The sequence below is a fragment of the Pseudomonas sp. PSE1(2024) genome, from assembly GCF_050990555.1.
Classification (GTDB): Bacteria; Pseudomonadota; Gammaproteobacteria; order Pseudomonadales; family Pseudomonadaceae; genus Aquipseudomonas; species Aquipseudomonas aphyarum.
In genome coordinates this window covers 636232-653782 of the sequence record NZ_CP158967.1, presented here as the reverse complement: position 1 = coordinate 653782, position 17551 = coordinate 636232, and the positions used below count along the sequence as shown (strand labels likewise).

At 62.0% G+C, this 17551-nt stretch carries 12 protein-coding genes; 5 read left to right on the top strand and 7 right to left on the bottom strand.

The window, feature by feature from the left end; all coding sequences use genetic code 11:
* Window positions 1-81 precede the first annotated feature (81 nt).
* A complete protein-coding gene (amaB, locus tag ABTV87_RS02815; protein WP_127796763.1) occupies window positions 82-1572 on the bottom strand; it encodes an L-piperidine-6-carboxylate dehydrogenase in 1491 nt (496 codons plus the stop codon).
* A 161-nt stretch (window positions 1573-1733) separates the two neighbouring features.
* Here amaB and ABTV87_RS02810 point away from each other — a divergent pair, with 161 nt between their 5' ends.
* The 3 genes from ABTV87_RS02810 to nadE all read left to right on the top strand — a co-directional run bounded on the left by ABTV87_RS02810 (window position 1734) and on the right by nadE (window position 4802).
* Window positions 1734-2639 (top strand): LysR family transcriptional regulator, encoded by a 906-nt coding sequence (locus ABTV87_RS02810; RefSeq protein ID WP_007950669.1) that lies wholly within the window; start codon window positions 1734-1736, stop codon window positions 2637-2639.
* A 107-nt stretch (window positions 2640-2746) separates the two neighbouring features.
* A complete protein-coding gene (gene pncB, locus ABTV87_RS02805) occupies window positions 2747-3970 on the top strand; it encodes a nicotinate phosphoribosyltransferase (protein WP_085608510.1) in 1224 nt (407 codons plus the stop codon).
* Window positions 3971-3974: 4 nt separating this feature from the next.
* Window positions 3975-4802 carry an ammonia-dependent NAD(+) synthetase gene (gene nadE / locus ABTV87_RS02800; RefSeq protein ID WP_007950678.1) on the top strand — a complete coding sequence of 276 codons (828 nt, stop codon included), beginning with the start codon at window positions 3975-3977 and terminating at the stop codon, window positions 4800-4802.
* Window positions 4803-4857: 55 nt separating this feature from the next.
* Here nadE and azu read toward each other — a convergent pair whose 3' ends face one another.
* The gene (azu, locus tag ABTV87_RS02795) at window positions 4858-5304 is read right to left on the bottom strand and encodes an azurin (RefSeq protein ID WP_064593127.1); all 447 of its coding nucleotides are present in this window, start codon (window positions 5302-5304) and stop codon (window positions 4858-4860) included.
* A 341-nt stretch (window positions 5305-5645) separates the two neighbouring features.
* Between azu and ABTV87_RS02790 the strand changes: the two genes are divergently transcribed.
* Together ABTV87_RS02790 and ABTV87_RS02785 are read left to right on the top strand one after the other, a co-directional pair.
* Window positions 5646-6233, top strand: a complete 588-nt coding sequence (locus tag ABTV87_RS02790; protein ID WP_039766689.1) for a TIGR00730 family Rossman fold protein — start codon at window positions 5646-5648, stop codon at window positions 6231-6233.
* A 68-nt stretch (window positions 6234-6301) separates the two neighbouring features.
* A complete protein-coding gene (locus tag ABTV87_RS02785) occupies window positions 6302-6481 on the top strand; it encodes a hypothetical protein (RefSeq protein ID WP_007950694.1) in 180 nt (59 codons plus the stop codon).
* 128 nt (window positions 6482-6609) lie between these two features.
* Here ABTV87_RS02785 and ABTV87_RS02780 read toward each other — a convergent pair whose 3' ends face one another.
* From ABTV87_RS02780 to dnaB, 5 genes are all read right to left on the bottom strand, one after another.
* Window positions 6610-7503 carry a transglutaminase family protein gene (locus tag ABTV87_RS02780; protein WP_085608509.1) on the bottom strand — a complete coding sequence of 298 codons (894 nt, stop codon included), beginning with the start codon at window positions 7501-7503 and terminating at the stop codon, window positions 6610-6612.
* Window positions 7503-9989: a circularly permuted type 2 ATP-grasp protein gene (locus tag ABTV87_RS02775; protein WP_433898949.1), complete on the bottom strand. Its 2487-nt coding sequence runs from the start codon at window positions 9987-9989 to the stop codon at window positions 7503-7505. Before ABTV87_RS02775 ends, ABTV87_RS02780 begins: the two co-directional genes overlap by 1 nt.
* An 88-nt stretch (window positions 9990-10077) precedes the next feature.
* The gene (locus ABTV87_RS02770) at window positions 10078-13353 is read right to left on the bottom strand and encodes a DUF2126 domain-containing protein (protein ID WP_433898948.1); all 3276 of its coding nucleotides are present in this window, start codon (window positions 13351-13353) and stop codon (window positions 10078-10080) included.
* Window positions 13354-13688: 335 nt separating this feature from the next.
* Complete coding sequence (locus ABTV87_RS02765) at window positions 13689-15992, bottom strand: YgiQ family radical SAM protein (protein ID WP_085608506.1); 2304 nt, start codon at window positions 15990-15992, stop codon at window positions 13689-13691.
* A 112-nt stretch (window positions 15993-16104) separates the two neighbouring features.
* The gene (dnaB, locus tag ABTV87_RS02760; protein WP_007950700.1) at window positions 16105-17502 is read right to left on the bottom strand and encodes a replicative DNA helicase; all 1398 of its coding nucleotides are present in this window, start codon (window positions 17500-17502) and stop codon (window positions 16105-16107) included.
* Window positions 17503-17551: the final 49 nt, after the last annotated feature.

Genomic DNA, 17551 nt, shown 5'->3' with positions numbered 1-17551 from the left:
CGTTTCAGCCAACATTGGTGTCGACTGACACACCGCTATCGCGAGCAGGCTCGCTCCCACAAGGGACTTACCGCTCAATCCTCAATCGAACGTGATGCCCTGCGCCAGCGGCAACTCCAGCGAGTAGTTCACGGTGTTGGTCTGACGGCGCATGTACGCGCGCCATGCATCCGAGCCCGACTCACGACCGCCACCGGTTTCTTTCTCGCCACCGAACGCGCCGCCGATCTCCGCGCCACTCGGGCCGATGTTGACGTTGGCGATGCCGCAGTCGCTGCCGACCGCCGACATGAATTTCTCGGCCTCGCGCACATCGGTGGTGAAGATGCACGACGACAGGCCTTGCGGCACGGCGTTGTTCAGGCGCAACGCCTCTTCGAAATCGCTGTAACCGACCACGTAAAGGATCGGAGCGAAAGTTTCGCTGCACACCACGTCACTCTGCTCCGGCATTTCAACGATGGCCGGCGCCACGTAGTAGGCATTCGGAAATTGATCTTCCAGTTGGCGCTTGCCGCCGAACACCCGACCGCCCTCGCTCAACGCCTGCTCCAGCGCGTCCTGCATGTTTTCGAAGCTGTGCTTGTCGATCAGCGGGCCGATCAGATTGCCTTCCAGCGGATGGCCGATACGGACTTTGGAGTACGCGGCTTTGAGGCGGGTGACGATTTCTTCTTTCACCGATTCATGGGCAATCAGGCGACGCAACGTGGTGCAACGCTGGCCGGCGGTGCCGACGGCGCTGAACAGAATGGCGCGCACGGCCATGTCCAGATCGGCGCTCGGGCCGAGGATCATCGCGTTGTTGCCGCCCAGTTCGAGAATGCTGCGGGCGAAGCGTGCGGCGACTTTCGGCGCCACTTCGCGGCCCATGCGGGTGCTGCCCGTGGCGCTGATCAGCGCGACACGCGGGTCATCGACCAGCGCTTCGCCGGCATCGCGACCGCCGATGATCACCTGGCTCAGGTGCGCCGGGGCATCGCTGAAATTCTTCAATACGCGCTCGAACAGCGCCTGACAGGCCAGAGCGGTCAGCGGGGTTTTCTCCGATGGTTTCCACACCACCGGGTTGCCGCAGACCAGCGCCAGCGTGGTGTTCCACGCCCACACCGCGACCGGGAAGTTGAACGCACTGATCACGCCGACCACACCCAGTGGGTGCCAGGTTTCACGCATGTGGTGGCCCGGGCGCTCGGAGGCGATGGTCAAACCGTAAAGCTGGCGGGACAGGCCGACGGCGAAGTCGCAGATGTCGATCATCTCCTGCACTTCACCGAGGCCTTCCTGAGTAATCTTGCCGGCCTCCCAGGAAACCAGTTCGCCAAGATCATTTTTGTATTCACGCAGCACTTCGCCGAACTGACGCACCAGCTCACCGCGACGCGGGGCCGGCACCTTGCGCCATTGTTCGAACGCATGATCTGCGCGACTGATGTGCTGCTCGACTTCGGCCGGGCCTTCCCAGTTCACGGCGCCGATGCGGCTGCCGTCGATGGGCGAATGCACCGGCACTTTGCCGTTCTGGTACAGGGCCGGGTTCACACCTAGACGATCAAGCAATGCGGCAACCATGGGTCACTCCTCGAGCAAAAAACTGAATGTGTGCGGGCGCGTTTTCACGACCGGGCAGACCTTTAGTTGTAGCGTCAGGAAGGCTGTGCAACAAACGACCTTTACGCGAGATATCATTCCGTTTATTCATGCTGCGCAGAAAGACAAGAAAAGGATCGCCCATGCTGAACAAACGCCACTTGCCGTCGATCACCGCGTTGCAGTGCTTCGAGGCCGTGACCCGACACCTGAGTTTCACCCGGGCCGCCGAGGAACTGAACCTGACCCAGAGCGCTGTCAGCAAGCAGGTGGCGCAGCTCGAAGAATTGCTGCAGCACTTGTTGTTCCGCCGGGTGCGCCGCCGTTTGCAGATGACCCCGGCCGGCGATCTGTACCTGGTGGAAGTCAGAAAAATCCTGACCCAGGTCGAGATGTCGACCCATTACCTGCGTTCCTACGGCGGCGAAACCGAAGTCCTGCGCGTCTCCACGCCCTCGACCTTCGGCGCCCGCTGGCTGGTGCCGCGCCTCAAGGGCTGGCGCCTGCGTCATCCATCGATTCATCTGGATCTGTGCAACGAGCAAGAGGCCGATGACCTGCTGCAAGGTCGCAGCGACCTGGCGTTCTATTTCGGCCAGGGTTCACGCCCCGGCACCGAATGCCTGAAGCTGTTCGGCGAAGAGCTGGTGCCGGTCTGCGCGCCGAGCAGCCTGCCGGACACTCCGTTGACTGATCCAACGCAACTCACCGATCTGGTCCTGCTGCAGAATGCTTCGCGCCCGCAAGCGTGGCACGACTGGTTCGACAGCCAGGGCTACCAGACCGAACACAGCTACCACGGCCCGCGTTTCGAAACCTTTTATATGTGCATCCGCGCCGCGCAGGTCGGCTGCGGCGTCGCCCTGTTGCCGAGGTTTCTGGTGGAAGAGGAATTGGCCGACGGCAAACTGGTCATTCCCTGGCAGCATGCAATGCCCAGCACCGATGCCTATTACCTGGCCTACCCGGAACACGCGGCAGAAGTGCCCAAGGTGCGGGATTTCGTGAAGTGGATGCTGGAGCAGATCGACAGTCCTGATGCGGTCTGAGGCGCTGCGCCGGGATAAAAATCGCTGGCAATCCCCACCCCGGATATGCGCCACTAGCGCCATTGATTGATACCGCGCCAACGCGCGGCCCGTCTGGAGACCCCGTTATGAGCGAGAGTGTGTTTGCCGATCGCATCGTGCAGAACCTGCTCGACACCGACTTCTACAAACTGACGATGATGCAGGCGGTGCTGCACAACTACCCCAACGTCGAAGTCGAATGGGAGTTCCGTTGCCGTAACAGTGAAGATCTGCGCCCGTATCTGGCGGAGATCCGCTTCCAGGTCGAGCGTCTGGCCGAGTTGAGCCTGAGCGCCGATCAGTTGAGCTTTCTCGAGCGCATCTCGTTCCTCAAGCCGGATTTCCTGCGCTTCCTCGGTCTGTTCCGCTTCAACCTGCGCTACCTGCACACCGGCATCGAGAACGGCGAGCTGTTCATCCGCCTGCGCGGGCCGTGGCTGCATGTGATCCTGTTTGAAGTGCCGCTGCTGGCGATCGTCAGCGAAGTGCGCAACCGCTATCGCTACCGTGAAACAGTGCTGGAACAGGCCCGCGAACAGCTTTACCGCAAGTTCGACTGGCTGACGGCCAACGCCTCGGCCGATGAATTATCTGAACTGCAAGTAGCCGATTTCGGCACGCGCCGACGGTTTTCCTACCGCGTGCAGGAAGAAGTGGTGAACGTGCTCAAGCACGATTTCCCCGGGCGTTTCGTCGGCACCAGCAACGTGCACCTGTCCCGCGAACTGGACATGAAACCGCTGGGCACCATGGCCCACGAATGGATCATGGCGCACCAGCAACTCGGCCCGCGACTGATCGACAGCCAGATCGCCGCCCTCGATTGCTGGGTTCGCGAGTATCGCGGCTTGCTGGGGATCGCCCTGACCGACTGCATCACCACCGACGCGTTCCTCGGCGACTTCGATCTGTTCTTCGCCAAGCTGTTCGACGGTTTGCGCCATGACTCCGGAGATCCGGTGCAGTGGGGCGAAAAATGCATCGCCCACTATCACAAGCTCGGCATCGACCCGATGAGCAAGACCCTGGTCTTCTCCGACAGCCTGACGCTGCCCAAGTCGCTGGAGATCTTCCGGGCGCTGCGCGGCCGGATCAATGTCAGCTTCGGCATCGGCACCAACCTGACCTGTGACATTCCGGGTGTCGAACCGATGAGCATCGTGCTTAAAATGACCGCCTGCAACGGCCAACCGGTGGCGAAGATCTCCGACGAGCCGGGCAAGACCCACTGCAAAGACCCGAATTTCGTCGCCTATTTGCGACACGTTTTCCAGGTTCCTGCCGTTTCCAGCCTTTCTAGCAAGGAGTGAATTCATGCAAGCCGTACAGCGTGAGATTGCTGAACAGCTCAACGTTCAGCCGCCGTTCGCCGATTACCAGGCCCTCGAAGCGGAAGTCGCCCGACGCATCACCTTCATCCAGGATTGCCTGACCAGTTCCGGGCTCAAGACCCTGGTGCTGGGCATCAGCGGCGGGGTCGATTCGCTGACCGCAGGGCTGCTGGCCCAGCGCGCCATGCGTGAACTGCGCGAGCGCACCGGCGACGAGGCCTACAAGTTCATCGCCGTGCGCCTGCCGTACGACGTGCAGTTCGACGAACACGACGCCCAGGCCTCGGTGGACTTCATCGCCCCGGACGAGCGCCACACCGTCAACATTGGCCCGGCGGTGAAATCCCTGGCCAGCGAAGTCGCAGCCTTCGAAGGCAAGCATGCGGTGTCGGTGGATTTCGTGCTCGGCAACACCAAGGCGCGGATGCGCATGGTCGCCCAGTACACCATCGCCGGCGCGGCTCACGGCCTGGTGATCGGCACCGACCACGCGGCGGAAGCGGTGATGGGTTTCTTCACCAAGTTCGGTGACGGCGCCTGCGACCTGGCCCCGCTCAGCGGTCTGGTGAAAAACCAGGTCCGGGCCATCGCCCGCAGCTTCGGCGCACCGGAATCGCTGGTGGAAAAAGTGCCGACGGCGGATCTGGAAGACCTTTCGCCAGGCAAGCCGGACGAGGCGTCCCACGGCGTGACCTACGCCGAGATCGACGCTTTCCTGCACGGCGAGCCGGTGCGTCAGGAGGCGTTCGACATCATCGTCAACACCTACAAAAAGACCCATCACAAACGGGTCATGCCGTTTGCGCCTTGAATCCAGGGCATAAAAAAAGCGTCCTTCGGGACGCTTTTTTTTGACCTTGTGTTGCTTACTTCAGGGTCACGGTGCCTTTCATCATCGAGATGTGGCCCGGGAACGAGCAGAAGAAGCCGTACTTCTCGTCAGCCTTGAGCTTGGACACGTCGAAGGTCACCGAGTCGGTTTCCTTGGCGCCGATGATCTTGGTGTGAGCGATAACGCGCTCGTCACCGTCCTTCAGGTAGTTCTTGTCGATGCCGGCGGCCAGGCCGTCGGTGGCGATCGGCTGCATGTCGGCTTCTTTGCTGATCACCAGGTTGTGGCCCATGACGTTCTTCGGCAGGCTGCCGGAGTGGGTCAGCTCGACGGTGAAGGTCTTGCAGCTCTTGTCGATCTCGATGGCCTTGGTGTTGAAGGACATCTGGTCGGTGGAATCAACGGTGGTTTTGCACTCGGCAGCCATCAATTGGCTGCTGGCCAGCGCCAGCAGGGATACCGCAACAACTTTGGAAAACATGGTGAATCTCCAAGGCAGGGTTAACAAAAACACGAATGGTTGGAAGACTGCCTGAAATCTTCGCAAGTTCCTATGACTTGAGTCAAAAATTGTATACAACTTTCAGGCTATGACACTCATCGAAACAATCTAACAGCCAGACGATTGGCCGGGCCGTATCTTCAGGGCTCAACACTCACCTGGAGTATCCGTCATGTCCTTCAACAGCCTGTTGTGCAGTCTGCTCGCCGCCTACGCCTGTGGTGCCAGCGGCACCTATGAAACCCCGAAACGCGAAGTCTAGCCCTTGGATCAAGGCGTGCCAGCCATTACCCTGTGACCGATTGACCCAGGAGGAAGGCATGTCTCTCACATCCGTTTGTGTATTTTGCGGTGCCAACGCTGGCACCACCCCGGCGTACACCGAAGCCGCGATCGCCCTCGGCACGGCTATCGCCGAGCGTAAGCTGACGCTGGTCTACGGCGGTGGCGCCGTCGGCCTGATGGGGATTGTCGCCGACGCCGCGCTGGCGGCCGGTGGCGAAGTGATCGGCATCATCCCGCAGAGCCTGATGGACAAGGAAATCGGTCACAAGAGCCTGACGCGTCTGGAAGTGGTCGACGGCATGCACGCGCGCAAGGCGCGGATGGCTGAACTCAGCGATGCGTTCATCGCCCTGCCCGGTGGCCTTGGCACCCTGGAGGAGCTGTTCGAAGTCTGGACCTGGGGCCAGCTCGGCTACCACGGCAAGCCGCTGGGCCTGCTGGAAGTGAACGGTTTCTACAGCAAACTCACTGCATTTCTCGATCACATCGTCGGCGAAGGCTTCGTTCGTGCGCCGCACCGTGACATGCTGCAAGTGAGTGAATCGCCGCAAACGCTGCTCGAAGCCCTCGACAACTGGAAGCCCACCGTCACCCCAAAATGGGTCGACCAGAAACCCGGTTAACCGCCGGGCACCGATACAGGGCAGAATACGCGCCGCTCAACCTCACCTTCGACCCCAGAGGATCGCCCATGGCCAAACCCAATTACTCCTTCGCCAAACGTCAACGTGATCTGGCCAAGGAACAGAAGAAAGAGGAAAAGCTTCAGCGCAAGAAACAGATGGCTGAAGAAGCGGCACTGAACCCTGATGGTGAAGTGGCGACCGATGATGATGTTGAGGCACCGAAAGACCAGGCACCCGACGCCTGAGCAACACTGCAGGACCACTGAACACAATCCCTGTGGGAGCGGGCTTGCTCGCGAAAGCGTCGTGACATTCACTATGGATGTGACTGACAAATTGCTTTCGCGAGCAAGCCCGCTCCCACATTTGATCTTCACTCCTCCAAGGGCAACACGGTGACGCGGACTTCCGGGTCGTGATTGCCACCACCCAGAATCACCCCGCGCAACGGCGAGACATCGGAAAAATCCCGGCCCCAGGCCAGGGTGATGTGCTCCAGTGCCGGCTGCACGTTGTTTGTCGGATCAAAATCCACCCAGCCCAGCACCGGGCAAAACACCGAAACCCAGGCATGGGAAGCGTCGGCGCCGATCAACCGTGGCTGCCCCGGTGGCGGTTGAGTCAGCAAGTAGCCGCTGACGTAACGCGCCGCCAACCCGCGTGATCGCACGCAGGCGAGCATCAGGTGCGCGAAGTCCTGACAGACCCCGCGTCGGCGCTCGAGCACTTCCACCAGCGGCGTCGCGACCTGTGTCGCTTCGGCATCGAAGGTGAATTCGCTGAAGATCTTCTGCATCAGGGCCTGCACACCCAACATCAACGGTCTGCCGGCCGGGAAACAACTTTCCGAGAACTCGACGAAACTGCGTTTCAGATGCACGTAAGGCGACTGGAATCGATAGCGACAGGCCTCCAGCAACGAGGCGGACAGCGGCTGGCTGCTGTAGGTCAGCGCGTTACGGGTCAGTTCCCAGGCCGGTGACTGATGGAAATCCACCACGGGCCGCGCCAGCACTTCGACCGTCAGCCGTGCGTTGACCTGCAACTCATCGTGAGGCCGTTCGAAAGCCAGGCGAGTCAGCGGATTGCCGAAGACATCCTGCTCGTCACGGCGGGTGGTCGGCTCCGGACTGATCAGCAGTTGCTGTTCGGTGCAGCGCTGCCACTCGCATTCGCGCGGCCACAGATGCGCCAGTTGCTGGGCCAGGGACACCGGACTGTTGTAGCGATAGCAGGTGTCGTGAAGGATCTGGTAATGGGCGCTCATCAGACGGACACCGTGCGCTGGCTGACATCATCGACATGGGCGAAATGGCGCAGGGCCAGACGATCCGACACCTGACTGCTGGCGTCGGCGATTTCCTGCAGCAAGTCCGCCAGACCGTCGAGGGCCGCGCGCACGCTGGATTCACCGAACAGCGGATTCTCCAGACAGCTTAGGTCGAAACGCGCCAGACGCTCGACCAGCGGCGGCAACCCCACCTCCCTCGGCACACCGAAATCATCATTCAGCCGCTTGAGGGTGCGGGTCACCAGTTTCAACTGGAACAGCACCGCATGAGGGTTCTGCTCGTCCAGCAGCAACAGGTCGAGTACCGGAATCAACTGCGCCACCGCCAGATAACGCGAGCGATAGGTGATGCTGCTGTTACCCAGCTCCAGCAACCATTCAAGCCCCGCTTGATCGAACGCCCCGGCGCCACGCAGGAAACCCGCGAGGCTGCTGCTGAGAAATTGCAGGCGCTCGATCCGCCGGCCGATCATCAGGAAGCGCCAGCCTTCGTCGCGGGTCATGTCGTCGAGGGCAAACCCGGACAACGCCGCCAGCGACATCACCAACCGGTTGAGAAAATCCAGCAGCTCGCCGAAATCCGGCTCGTCGGTGTCCAGCTCCGAAGCCTCTCGCTGCAACTCCACCAGCGCCTGCCAGTTTTCCCGGGACAGCTTGCCGCGCACTTGCGATGCCGCCCACTGCAAGCGTTGCAGGTTGGAACGCAGGCTGAACGACCAGTCCTCGCCGAGCAGTGCCGCGAGCAAACGCTCCGGCAGCTCACCCTCATCCGGCAGCAGCATCAGCCGCTCGCCCAGATCCACGGCGGCCTGCAAGGCTTGCGGGTCATCGCCGTCGACGTAACGCGCGAGCATGATGCGCAACAGCCGCGCGCTGTCGTCGCAACGCTCGCAGTAACGTCCGAACCAGAACAGGTTTTCCACCACCCGCGACGGCAGATACGGATCACGGCGCACCAGATCGGGCACGCCGATGTTGCGCTGGGCTTTCCACTGCTCACCGCTCGGCGGTCGATCCCCCAGCACCCAGGTGTCTTTGCTCGCGCCACCGCGCTGCATCGACACCACTTCGGCATCGGCTTCCGCGGCGACCCGGGTCAGGCCACCGGGCAGCACCCGATAACCATCGTGACTGGCCACTGCGTACATGCGCATGCCGATTGCCCGGGGTTGCAGTTGCCCGTCCTCGGGCTGCCAGATCGGCGCCTGGGACAACTGGGCGAGTTCTTGCGCGACATAGGCATAAGGGCGGGCCTGCATGCGCGCGGCGAGACTTTCACGCTGTTTTTCGCTCAGATCCCGACCAAACACCGGCGCAAAACTTTGCGACGGGAACGCCGGTTTGATCAACAGCTCAGGCAGTTTCTCCAGGGCCTGGGCCAACACCGGCGCTTCGCCGCACCACCACGTGGCGATGGACGGCAGGATCAGCTCTTCGCCGAACAGGTACTGATTGATCTTCGGCAGGAAGCCCAGCAGCCCCGGTGACTCCAGCACGCCGCTGCCCAGGGCGTTGGCCACCAGCACCCGTCCCTGACGTACCACCTCCAGCAATCCCGGAACGCCGAGCGCCGAATCCGTGCGCAGCTCCAGCGGATCACAGAAGTCATCGTCGAGCCGACGCATGATCGCGTGCACCCGGCGCAGGCCGCTGAGGGTTTTCAGGTAGACCGTGGCATCACGCACTGTCAGGTCGCCGCCCTCCACCAGCGGATAACCGAGCTGGCGGGCGAGATAGAGATGCTCGAAATAGCTTTCGTTGAAACGACCTGGGGTCAGCAACACCACCAGGGGCGCGTCATCGTCGCAGGGGGCCTGACGGGCCAGGGTTTCCTGCAAGGTGCGGAAGAAGCCGGCCAGGTGCTGCACTTTCAGATCCCGATACAACTCGGGGAAGGCGCGGGACACGATAGTGCGGTTTTCCAGCGCATAACCGGCGCCCGATGGCGCCTGGGTACGATCCGCCGTCACCCACCAGCGCCCGTCCGGCGTGCGCGCAAGATCCACGGCATACAGATGCAGAAAGGCCCCGTCCGGTGGTGCAATGCCCTGACAGGGCCAGAGAAAATTGTTGTGGCCGAACACCAGCTCCGCCGGCAACAAGCCTTCGCGGATCAACTGCTGCGGGCCGTACAGATCCGCCAGCACCGCATTGAGCAGCCGCGCACGCTGGGCAATCCCGGCCGACAGCTGTTGCCACTCATCGGCGGCGATTACGTGGGGCAACAGATCCAGCTCCCATGGACGGTCCGCGCCCTTGGGGTCGGCATAGACGTTGTAGGTGACGCCGTTTTCCTGGATCTGCCGGGTCAGCAACGCCTGACGCTGCACCAGTTGCGCCGGGGTGCTGCGCTGCAATTGGTCGACCAGTCGCCGCCAGTGCGGGCGCACCGCCCCGCTGTCGTCGAGCAGTTCGTGATAGGTGCCCGCTGTCAGCGGGTAGCGGTCAAGCAGGTCAGGCATGGAAAGCTCGGCAGCCGGCAAGGAGCGGTCAGACTAACGCAGGCACATGACGCCCGGATATACGAAAAATCCGGGCGTCGTGCCTGATTCAGAAACGTCGTAAATCGAGTGTCATCGGTAGTTCGTCGTTCGCTTCGACATTGGGTATCGGAAGTTTCCCCGGCGTATGTCCGATGCGGAAGAAACGCGCCATGCGTCGACTCTCCGCTTCGTTGGCGTTGACCGGCAGCGTCTCGTAATTGCGCCCGCCCGGGTGCGCGACGTGGTACTGGCAACCGCCCAGCGAGCGCTGCATCCAGGTATCAAGCAAGTCGAACACCAGCGGTGCATGCACCGGGATCGTCGGTTGCAGGCAGTTGGCCGGTTGCCACGCGCGGAAACGCACGCCGGCGACAAACTCGCCCACCCGCCCGCTCGGTTGCAACGGCACCGGGATGCCATTGCAGGTCAGCAGATAACGCTGCGGCGGCAGCCCCGTAAGCTTGACCTGCAATCGCTCCAGCGATGAGTCGACGTAGCGCACCGTACCGCCCGCCGCGCCCTCCTCGCCCAGCACATGCCAGGGTTCAAGGGCCTGACGCAATTCCAGCTCGATACCGTTGACGGCGTAGTCGCCGACCTTGGGGAAACGAAACTCAAGATGCGCCGCGAACCATTCGGCGCGCAGTGGATAACCGGCGTTGTTGAGTTCGACGATGACGTCGGCAAAGTCCTGCTCGATAAAATGCGGCAGCAGGAAGCAGTCGTGCAGTTCCGTGCCCCAGCGCACCAGTTTCGGCGGCGCATAAGGCTCGCGCCAGAACCGCGCCACCAGCGCCCGCAACAACAGCTGCTGAGCCAAACTCATGCGCGCATGGGGCGGCATCTCGAACGCACGCAACTCCAGCAGACCGAGGCGCCCGGTGGCGCCATCCGGTGAATACAGCTTGTCGATGCAGAACTCCGCGCGATGGGTGTTGCCGGTGACGTCGATCAACAGATTGCGCAACAGGCGATCGACCAGCCACGGCGGGCATTCCTCTCCCGGCGCCGGCATCTGCGCGAAAGCGATTTCCAGCTCATACAGCGCATCGTTGCGCGCTTCATCGACTCGCGGTGCCTGAGAGGTCGGGCCAATGAACAGGCCGGAAAACAGGTAGGACAGCGAAGGATGGTTGTGCCAGTAGCTGATCAGGCTGCGCAGCAGATCCGGACGGCGCAGAAACGGTGAATCGCCCGGTGTCGCGCCACCGAGCACGAAATGGTTACCGCCGCCGGTGCCGGTGTGTCGTCCATCGACCATGAATTTCTCGGTGGACAGTCGGGTCTGGCGCGCTTCTTCGTACAGAAATTCGGTGCGCTCGACCAACTCGTCCCAGGTCGCCGACGGCTGCACGTTGACCTCGATCACGCCGGGATCCGGGGTGATGCGGAAATTGCTCAGGCGCGGATCGCTCGGCGGCTCGTAGCCTTCCAGCAACACCGGACAGTGCAGCTCCTCGGCGGTGGCTTCGATGGCGGCCACCAGCTCCAGATAATCCTCGACCCGCTCCAGCGGCGGCATGAACAGGTACAACCGGCCTTCCCTGGCCTCGGCGCAGAACGCGGTGCGGGTCAGCCAGTCGGCGGACTCGTCGATCTTCGGCACACGCTCGTCCGCCGGAGCGGGCTCGCCGTGTTCGTTGAGCTGCGATGTTTCGGGCAGTTCGGGGAAGTCCTGATTCGGATCGTTCGGATGAATGAACGGATACTCTGCCGCCTTCACCCAGGGCTGCGAACCCAGTGGCAGGCGATAGCCGAGCGGTGAATCCCCCGGCACCAACCGGCAATGCTCGTCACGCAGATACCAGCGCCCGCTCTGCCATTGATCGCCCTTGGCGGTGCGCGCCAGCGGCAGCACCTGGCCGATGACCTTGTCCAGCCCCTGACTGAACACCTTGCGCAGTCGCGCACGTTCCAGCGGTTCCTCCAGGCGCGAGTCTTCGGCGCTGACGTTGCTCGGCAAGGCGCCTTCGCGCCAGAGGTAGTAGAAATTGTCTTCGTAGGCCGGGAATACGAAGCGTGTCGGCAGTTTCAGGCGTTCGGCGACACTCGCCAGAAAGCGCCCGGCCAGTTCACCCGTGGCGCCGTAATCCTGCTGCTCATCGGCAATCAATGCGTTGTTGTGCCAGATCGGCACGCCGTCGCGGCGCCAGTAGCAATTCAGCGACCAGCGCGGCAGCTGCTCCCCCGGATACCACTTGCCCTGGCCGAAATGCACCAACCCTTTGGGCGCGTAATGCTTGCGCATGCGCTGGAACAGTTCGGCGGATAGCCGACGCTTGTCCGGGCCCAGCGCAGCGGTATTCCATTCGGCACCGTCGGGGTCGTCGATGGACACAAAGGTCGGTTCGCCGCCCATGGTCAGGCGCACGTCGCCTTCCAGCAGGTCGGCATCGATCTGCCGGCCCAGCGCCTGGATCGCCAGCCATTGCTCATCGGTGTAGGGCTTGGTGACCCGGGGTGCTTCCCAGATCCGCTCCACGGACATTTCGTGGCTGAACTCGCATTCGCAAGGCTCCACCAGACCGCTGATCGGCGCCGCCGAGGACGGATCGGGACTGCAGGCCAGCGGGATATGCCCTTCACCGGCGAACAACCCCGACGTTGCATCAAGGCCGATCCAGCCGGCGCCGGGCAAATACACCTCGCACCAGGCGTGCAGGTCGGTGAAGTCCACTTCGGTGCCGGAAGGGCCGTCGAGGCTTTTCACGTCGGCAGTCAGTTGAATCAGGTAACCGGAGACGAAACGCGCCGCCAGCCCGAGATTGCGCAGCAGTTGCACCAGCAGCCACGCCGAATCGCGGCAGGAGCCGGAGGCATGCTCAAGGGTGTGTTCCGGGGTCTGTACGCCCGGCTCCATGCGGATCAGGTAATTGATGTCTTCGCTCAGACGCTGGTTGAGCGCCACCAGGAAGTCCACGGCCGGCAGCGGCGTACGGTCGATGGCGTCCAGATAGGCCTTGAATTTCGGCGTCAGCGGCAGGGTTTCGAGGTACGGCGCCAACTCCTTGCGTTCATCGGCGGCGTAGGCGAAGGGGACTTTCTCGGCGTAGGGCTCGAGGAAAAAGTCGAACGGGTTGAACACCGCCATCTCGGCCAGCAGATCGACCTCGATTCGCAACTCGGCGGTTTTCTCGGGGAACACCAGCCGTGCAAGGTAGTTGCCTTGAGGATCCTGCTGCCAGTTGATGAAGTGCTGCTCGGGCGAGACTTTCAGTGAATAAGACAGAATCCGCGTGCGGCTGTGAGCAGCCGGGCGCAGCCGCACGATCTGCGGGCCGAGTTCGACAGCGCGGTCGTAGCGGTAATGCGTGACGTGATGCAATGCGACATGAATCGACACGGCGTGCCTCCTGCGAGCCCAAGCGTATTCGAAAGCGCGCAAGACTTATGCCATGCAGAGGCTTGGGCGCTTTCCCGGAATGCTTAGGGCAGTACAGCACCAAAATCGGGCGATGCGGTGAAATGGTTTGGCACAGTTGCACGCAAATGTTGCGAAGAGCCCCTTCCCCTGACCCTCTCCCGTGATCGTTCCCACGCTCCTGCGTGGGAATGCAGCCCGTGACGCTCTGCGTCACTGGACGCGGAGCGTCCCTAGAGGCATTCCCACGCAGAGCGTGGGAACGATCAGCAAAACGCCAACCCGAAGGTTGGCGTTCTGTTCAGCTCAAGTGCGTTTTAGCGCGGTACGACCGGCTTGCGTGCCGGTTTCGGCCCTTTGCCTTTCGCGGCTTCCTTGCGCTCCTTGGCGGCCTGCTGGTTGCGGGCGAATGCCGCGGCCTTGGCCTGTTCACGCTTGTCCCAAGGATTGCCGCCGTCGCTGGCGCGTGGAGGCAGACCGGTGTGCTGGGTGAGGATCTTGGTGGTCTTCTCTTTCGCGACCTTGTGGCTGCCAGCCGGTGTCGAGTTCTTGCGACGGGCACTCTGGTAGCTGTCGGTGGCCGGCTGGTGCAGCGGGATCAACTGGTTCTTGCCCGGCCCGATCAGGTCGGCGCGGCCCATGCGGGTCAGCGCTTCACGCAGCATCGGCCAGCCTTTCGGGTCGTGATAACGCAAGAACGCCTTGTGCAGACGACGCTGCTCCTCGCTCTTGACGATGGTCACGCCGTCGCTCTTGTAGGTGACCTTGCGCAGCGGGTTCTTGCCGGAGTGGTACATCGCGGTGGCGGTGGCCATCGGCGACGGATAGAACGCCTGCACCTGGTCGGCACGGAAGCCGTTGCCCTTGAGCCACAGGGCCAGGTTCATCATGTCTTCATCGGTGGTGCCCGGGTGCGCGGCGATGAAGTACGGAATCAGGTACTGCTCTTTCCCGGCTTCCTTGGTGTACTTCTCGAACATGCGCTTGAAGCGATCGTAGGTGCCGATCCCCGGCTTCATCATCTGGTTGAGCGGACCTTCCTCGGTGTGTTCCGGGGCGATCTTCAGGTAACCACCGACGTGATGGGTCACCAGTTCCTTGACGTACTCCGGCGACTCGACCGCGAGGTCGTAACGCAGGCCGGAGGCGATCAAAATCTTCTTCACACCCGGCAAGGCACGGGCGCTGCGATACAGCTGAATCAGCGACGAGTGGTCGGTGTTCAGGTTCGGGCAGATGCCCGGGAACACGCACGATGGCTTGCGGCACGCGGATTCGATTTCCGGGCTCTTGCAGGCGATGCGGTACATGTTCGCGGTCGGGCCGCCGAGGTCGGAAATGACGCCGGTGAAACCCGGCACCTTGTCGCGGATCTCTTCGATTTCGCGAATGATCGACTCTTCGGAACGGTTCTGGATGATCCGGCCTTCGTGCTCGGTGATCGAGCAGAAGGTGCAGCCACCGAAGCAGCCACGCATGATGTTCACCGAGAAACGGATCATGTCGTAGGCCGGGATCTTTTCCTTGCCGTACGCAGGGTGCGGAACACGTGCGTAAGGCATGCCGAACACGTAGTCCATTTCTTCAGTGGTCATCGGAATCGGCGGCGGGTTGAACCAGACGTCGATCTCGCCATGCTTCTGCACCAGCGCACGGGCGTTGCCCGGGTTGGTTTCCAGGTGCAGCACGCGGTTGGCGTGGGCGTACAGAACCGGGTCGTTACGCACCTTTTCCATCGACGGCAGGCGAATCACGGTCTTGTCGCGGGTCATTTTCGGGCTGGCCAGGATCTGCACGACCTTGGCTTCTTCCGGATCGTCAATCGGGCCCTTCTCCTGCTCGATCGCGCAAGCCTGAGTGTCCTGGGTGTTGACGTACGGGTTGATGATCTTGTCGATCTTGCCCGGACGGTCGATGCGCGTGGAGTCGACTTCGTACCAGCCCGCCGGCGTGTCGCGACGGATGAACGCGGTGCCGCGCACATCGGTGATGTCTTCGATCTTGTGACCGTAGGACAGACGCTGGGCGACTTCGACAATCGCCCGCTCGGCGTTGCCGTACAGCAGGATGTCGGCGCTGGCGTCGATCAGGATCGAGTTGCGCACGCGATCCTGCCAGTAGTCGTAGTGGGCGATGCGGCGCAGGGAGGCTTCGATGCCGCCGAGCACGATCGGCACGTGCTTGTAGGCTTCCTTGCAGCGCTGGCTGTAAACCAGGCTCGCGCGGTCCGGACGTTTGCCGGCCATGCCACCCGGGGTGTAGGCGTCGTCGGAACGGATTTTCTTGTCCGCGGTGTAGCGGTTGATCATCGAGTCCATGTTGCCGGCCGCGACGCCGAAGAACAGGTTCGGCTCGCCAAGCTTCATGAAGTCGTCTTTGGACTGCCAGTTCGGCTGCGCGATGATCCCGACGCGGAAGCCTTGCGACTCAAGCAGCCGGCCGATGATCGCCATGCCGAACGACGGGTGATCGACGTAGGCATCTCCCGTAACAATGATGATGTCGCAGGAATCCCAGCCAAGCTGATCCATCTCCTCCCTGCTCATCGGCAGGAATGGCGCCGGCCCGAAACATTCGGCCCAGTATTTTGGATAGTCAAATAACGGCTTGGCTGCTTGCATGTCGATGACCGGTGTTGAGGTGCAAAATCGCGGGCGCGGAATATAGCACAAAAAATGACCAATTCCGACGGCTGTGGTCGGAAATATCAGGGGCTTTCAGACGACGACAGACTTACTCGTCGTCGTCGAAGTTATAGCTGCCCGGCGCGAGGTTTTCGAAGCGGGTGTACTTGCCGATGAAGGCCAGGCGGATGAAGCCGATCGGGCCGTTCCGCTGCTTGCCGATGATGATCTCGGCGATGCCCTTGTGTTCGGTTTCCGGGTGATACACCTCGTCCCGGTACACGAACATGATCACGTCGGCGTCCTGCTCGATCGCTCCGGATTCCCGCAAGTCGGAGTTCACCGGACGCTTGTTGGGACGTTGTTCCAGGGAGCGGTTGAGCTGCGACAGGGCGACTACCGGGCAGTTGAATTCCTTGGCCAGGGCTTTCAGGGATCGGGAGATCTCGGAAATCTCGTTGGTCCGGTTGTCACCGCTGGAACCCGGGATCTGCATCAGCTGCAGGTAGTCGATCATGATCAGGCCGATGTCGCCGTGCTCGCGCACCAGACGCCGGGTCCGGGCGCGCATTTCCGACGGGCTGATGCCGGCGGTGTCATCAATGAACAGCTTGCGGTCGTTGAGCAAGTTGACCGCCGAGGTCAGGCGCGGCCAGTCGTCGTCTTCCAGCTGGCCGGAACGCACCTTGGTCTGGTCGATACGACCGAGGGACGACAGCATACGCATGATCAGCGATTCACCTGGCATCTCGAGGGAGTACACCAGCACCACCTTGTCGCTGCGCAACACGGCGTTTTCCACCAGGTTCATCGCAAAGGTGGTCTTACCCATCGACGGACGGCCGGCGACGATGATCAGGTCGGCCGGTTGCAGGCCGCTGGTCTTCTCGTCGAGGTCGGTGTAGCCGGTGGACAGGCCGGTGATCGAGTCGGCGGTGTTGAACAGGGTGTCGATGCGGTCGATGGCCTTGGTCAACAGGTCATTCACGCCCACCGGGCCGCCGGTTTTTGGCCGGGCCTCGGCAATCGCGAAGATCTGCCGCTCGGCTTCGTCGAGGATTTCCTCGGCGGTGCGACCTTCGGGGTTGAAGGCGCTGTCGGCAATTTCAGTGCTGATACCGATCAACTGACGCAACGTCGCACGCTGGCGGACGATCTGCGCATAGGCTTTGATGTTGGCGACAGACGGCGTGTTCTTCGCCAGCTCGCCAAGGTAACCGAGGCCGCCGACCTGCGAGGTCTGACCTTCCTTGTCCAGTTGCTCGGCAAGGGTCACGACGTCGATCGGCATGTTCTGATCGGCCAGTTTGGCGATCGCACGGAAAATCAGACGGTGGTCATGTCGGTAGAAATCGCCGTCGGAGACTTGATCGAGCACGCGTTCCCAGGCGTTGTTGTCCAGCATCAGACCACCGAGCACGGCCTGTTCGGCCTCGATGGAATGCGGCGGCACCTTCAGCGCGGCGGTTTGCAGATCGTATTGCTCGGGAGCGGAGATTTCGTTCATGGCCACTTTTTAATCAGGAAAAGCAGGGAGTGCAGAAAGACAAAGGGCA

What these genes read in the sequence shown, in the direction of transcription:
- nadE (WP_007950678.1), top strand. Translation starts at nt 3,975, where the DNA reads ATGCAAGCCGTACAGCGTGAGATTGCTGAACAGCTCAACGTTCAGCCG.
- ABTV87_RS02790 (WP_039766689.1), top strand. Translation starts at nt 5,646, where the DNA reads ATGTCTCTCACATCCGTTTGTGTATTTTGCGGTGCCAACGCTGGCACC.
- dnaB (WP_007950700.1), bottom strand. Translation starts at nt 17,502, where the DNA reads ATGAACGAAATCTCCGCTCCCGAGCAATACGATCTGCAAACCGCCGCG.
- ABTV87_RS02785 (WP_007950694.1), top strand. Translation starts at nt 6,302, where the DNA reads ATGGCCAAACCCAATTACTCCTTCGCCAAACGTCAACGTGATCTGGCC.
- amaB (WP_127796763.1), bottom strand. Translation starts at nt 1,572, where the DNA reads ATGGTTGCCGCATTGCTTGATCGTCTAGGTGTGAACCCGGCCCTGTAC.
- ABTV87_RS02765 (WP_085608506.1), bottom strand. Translation starts at nt 15,992, where the DNA reads ATGCAAGCAGCCAAGCCGTTATTTGACTATCCAAAATACTGGGCCGAA.
- ABTV87_RS02810 (WP_007950669.1), top strand. Translation starts at nt 1,734, where the DNA reads ATGCTGAACAAACGCCACTTGCCGTCGATCACCGCGTTGCAGTGCTTC.
- ABTV87_RS02780 (WP_085608509.1), bottom strand. Translation starts at nt 7,503, where the DNA reads ATGAGCGCCCATTACCAGATCCTTCACGACACCTGCTATCGCTACAAC.
- ABTV87_RS02775 (WP_433898949.1), bottom strand. Translation starts at nt 9,989, where the DNA reads ATGCCTGACCTGCTTGACCGCTACCCGCTGACAGCGGGCACCTATCAC.
- pncB (WP_085608510.1), top strand. Translation starts at nt 2,747, where the DNA reads ATGAGCGAGAGTGTGTTTGCCGATCGCATCGTGCAGAACCTGCTCGAC.
- azu (WP_064593127.1), bottom strand. Translation starts at nt 5,304, where the DNA reads ATGTTTTCCAAAGTTGTTGCGGTATCCCTGCTGGCGCTGGCCAGCAGC.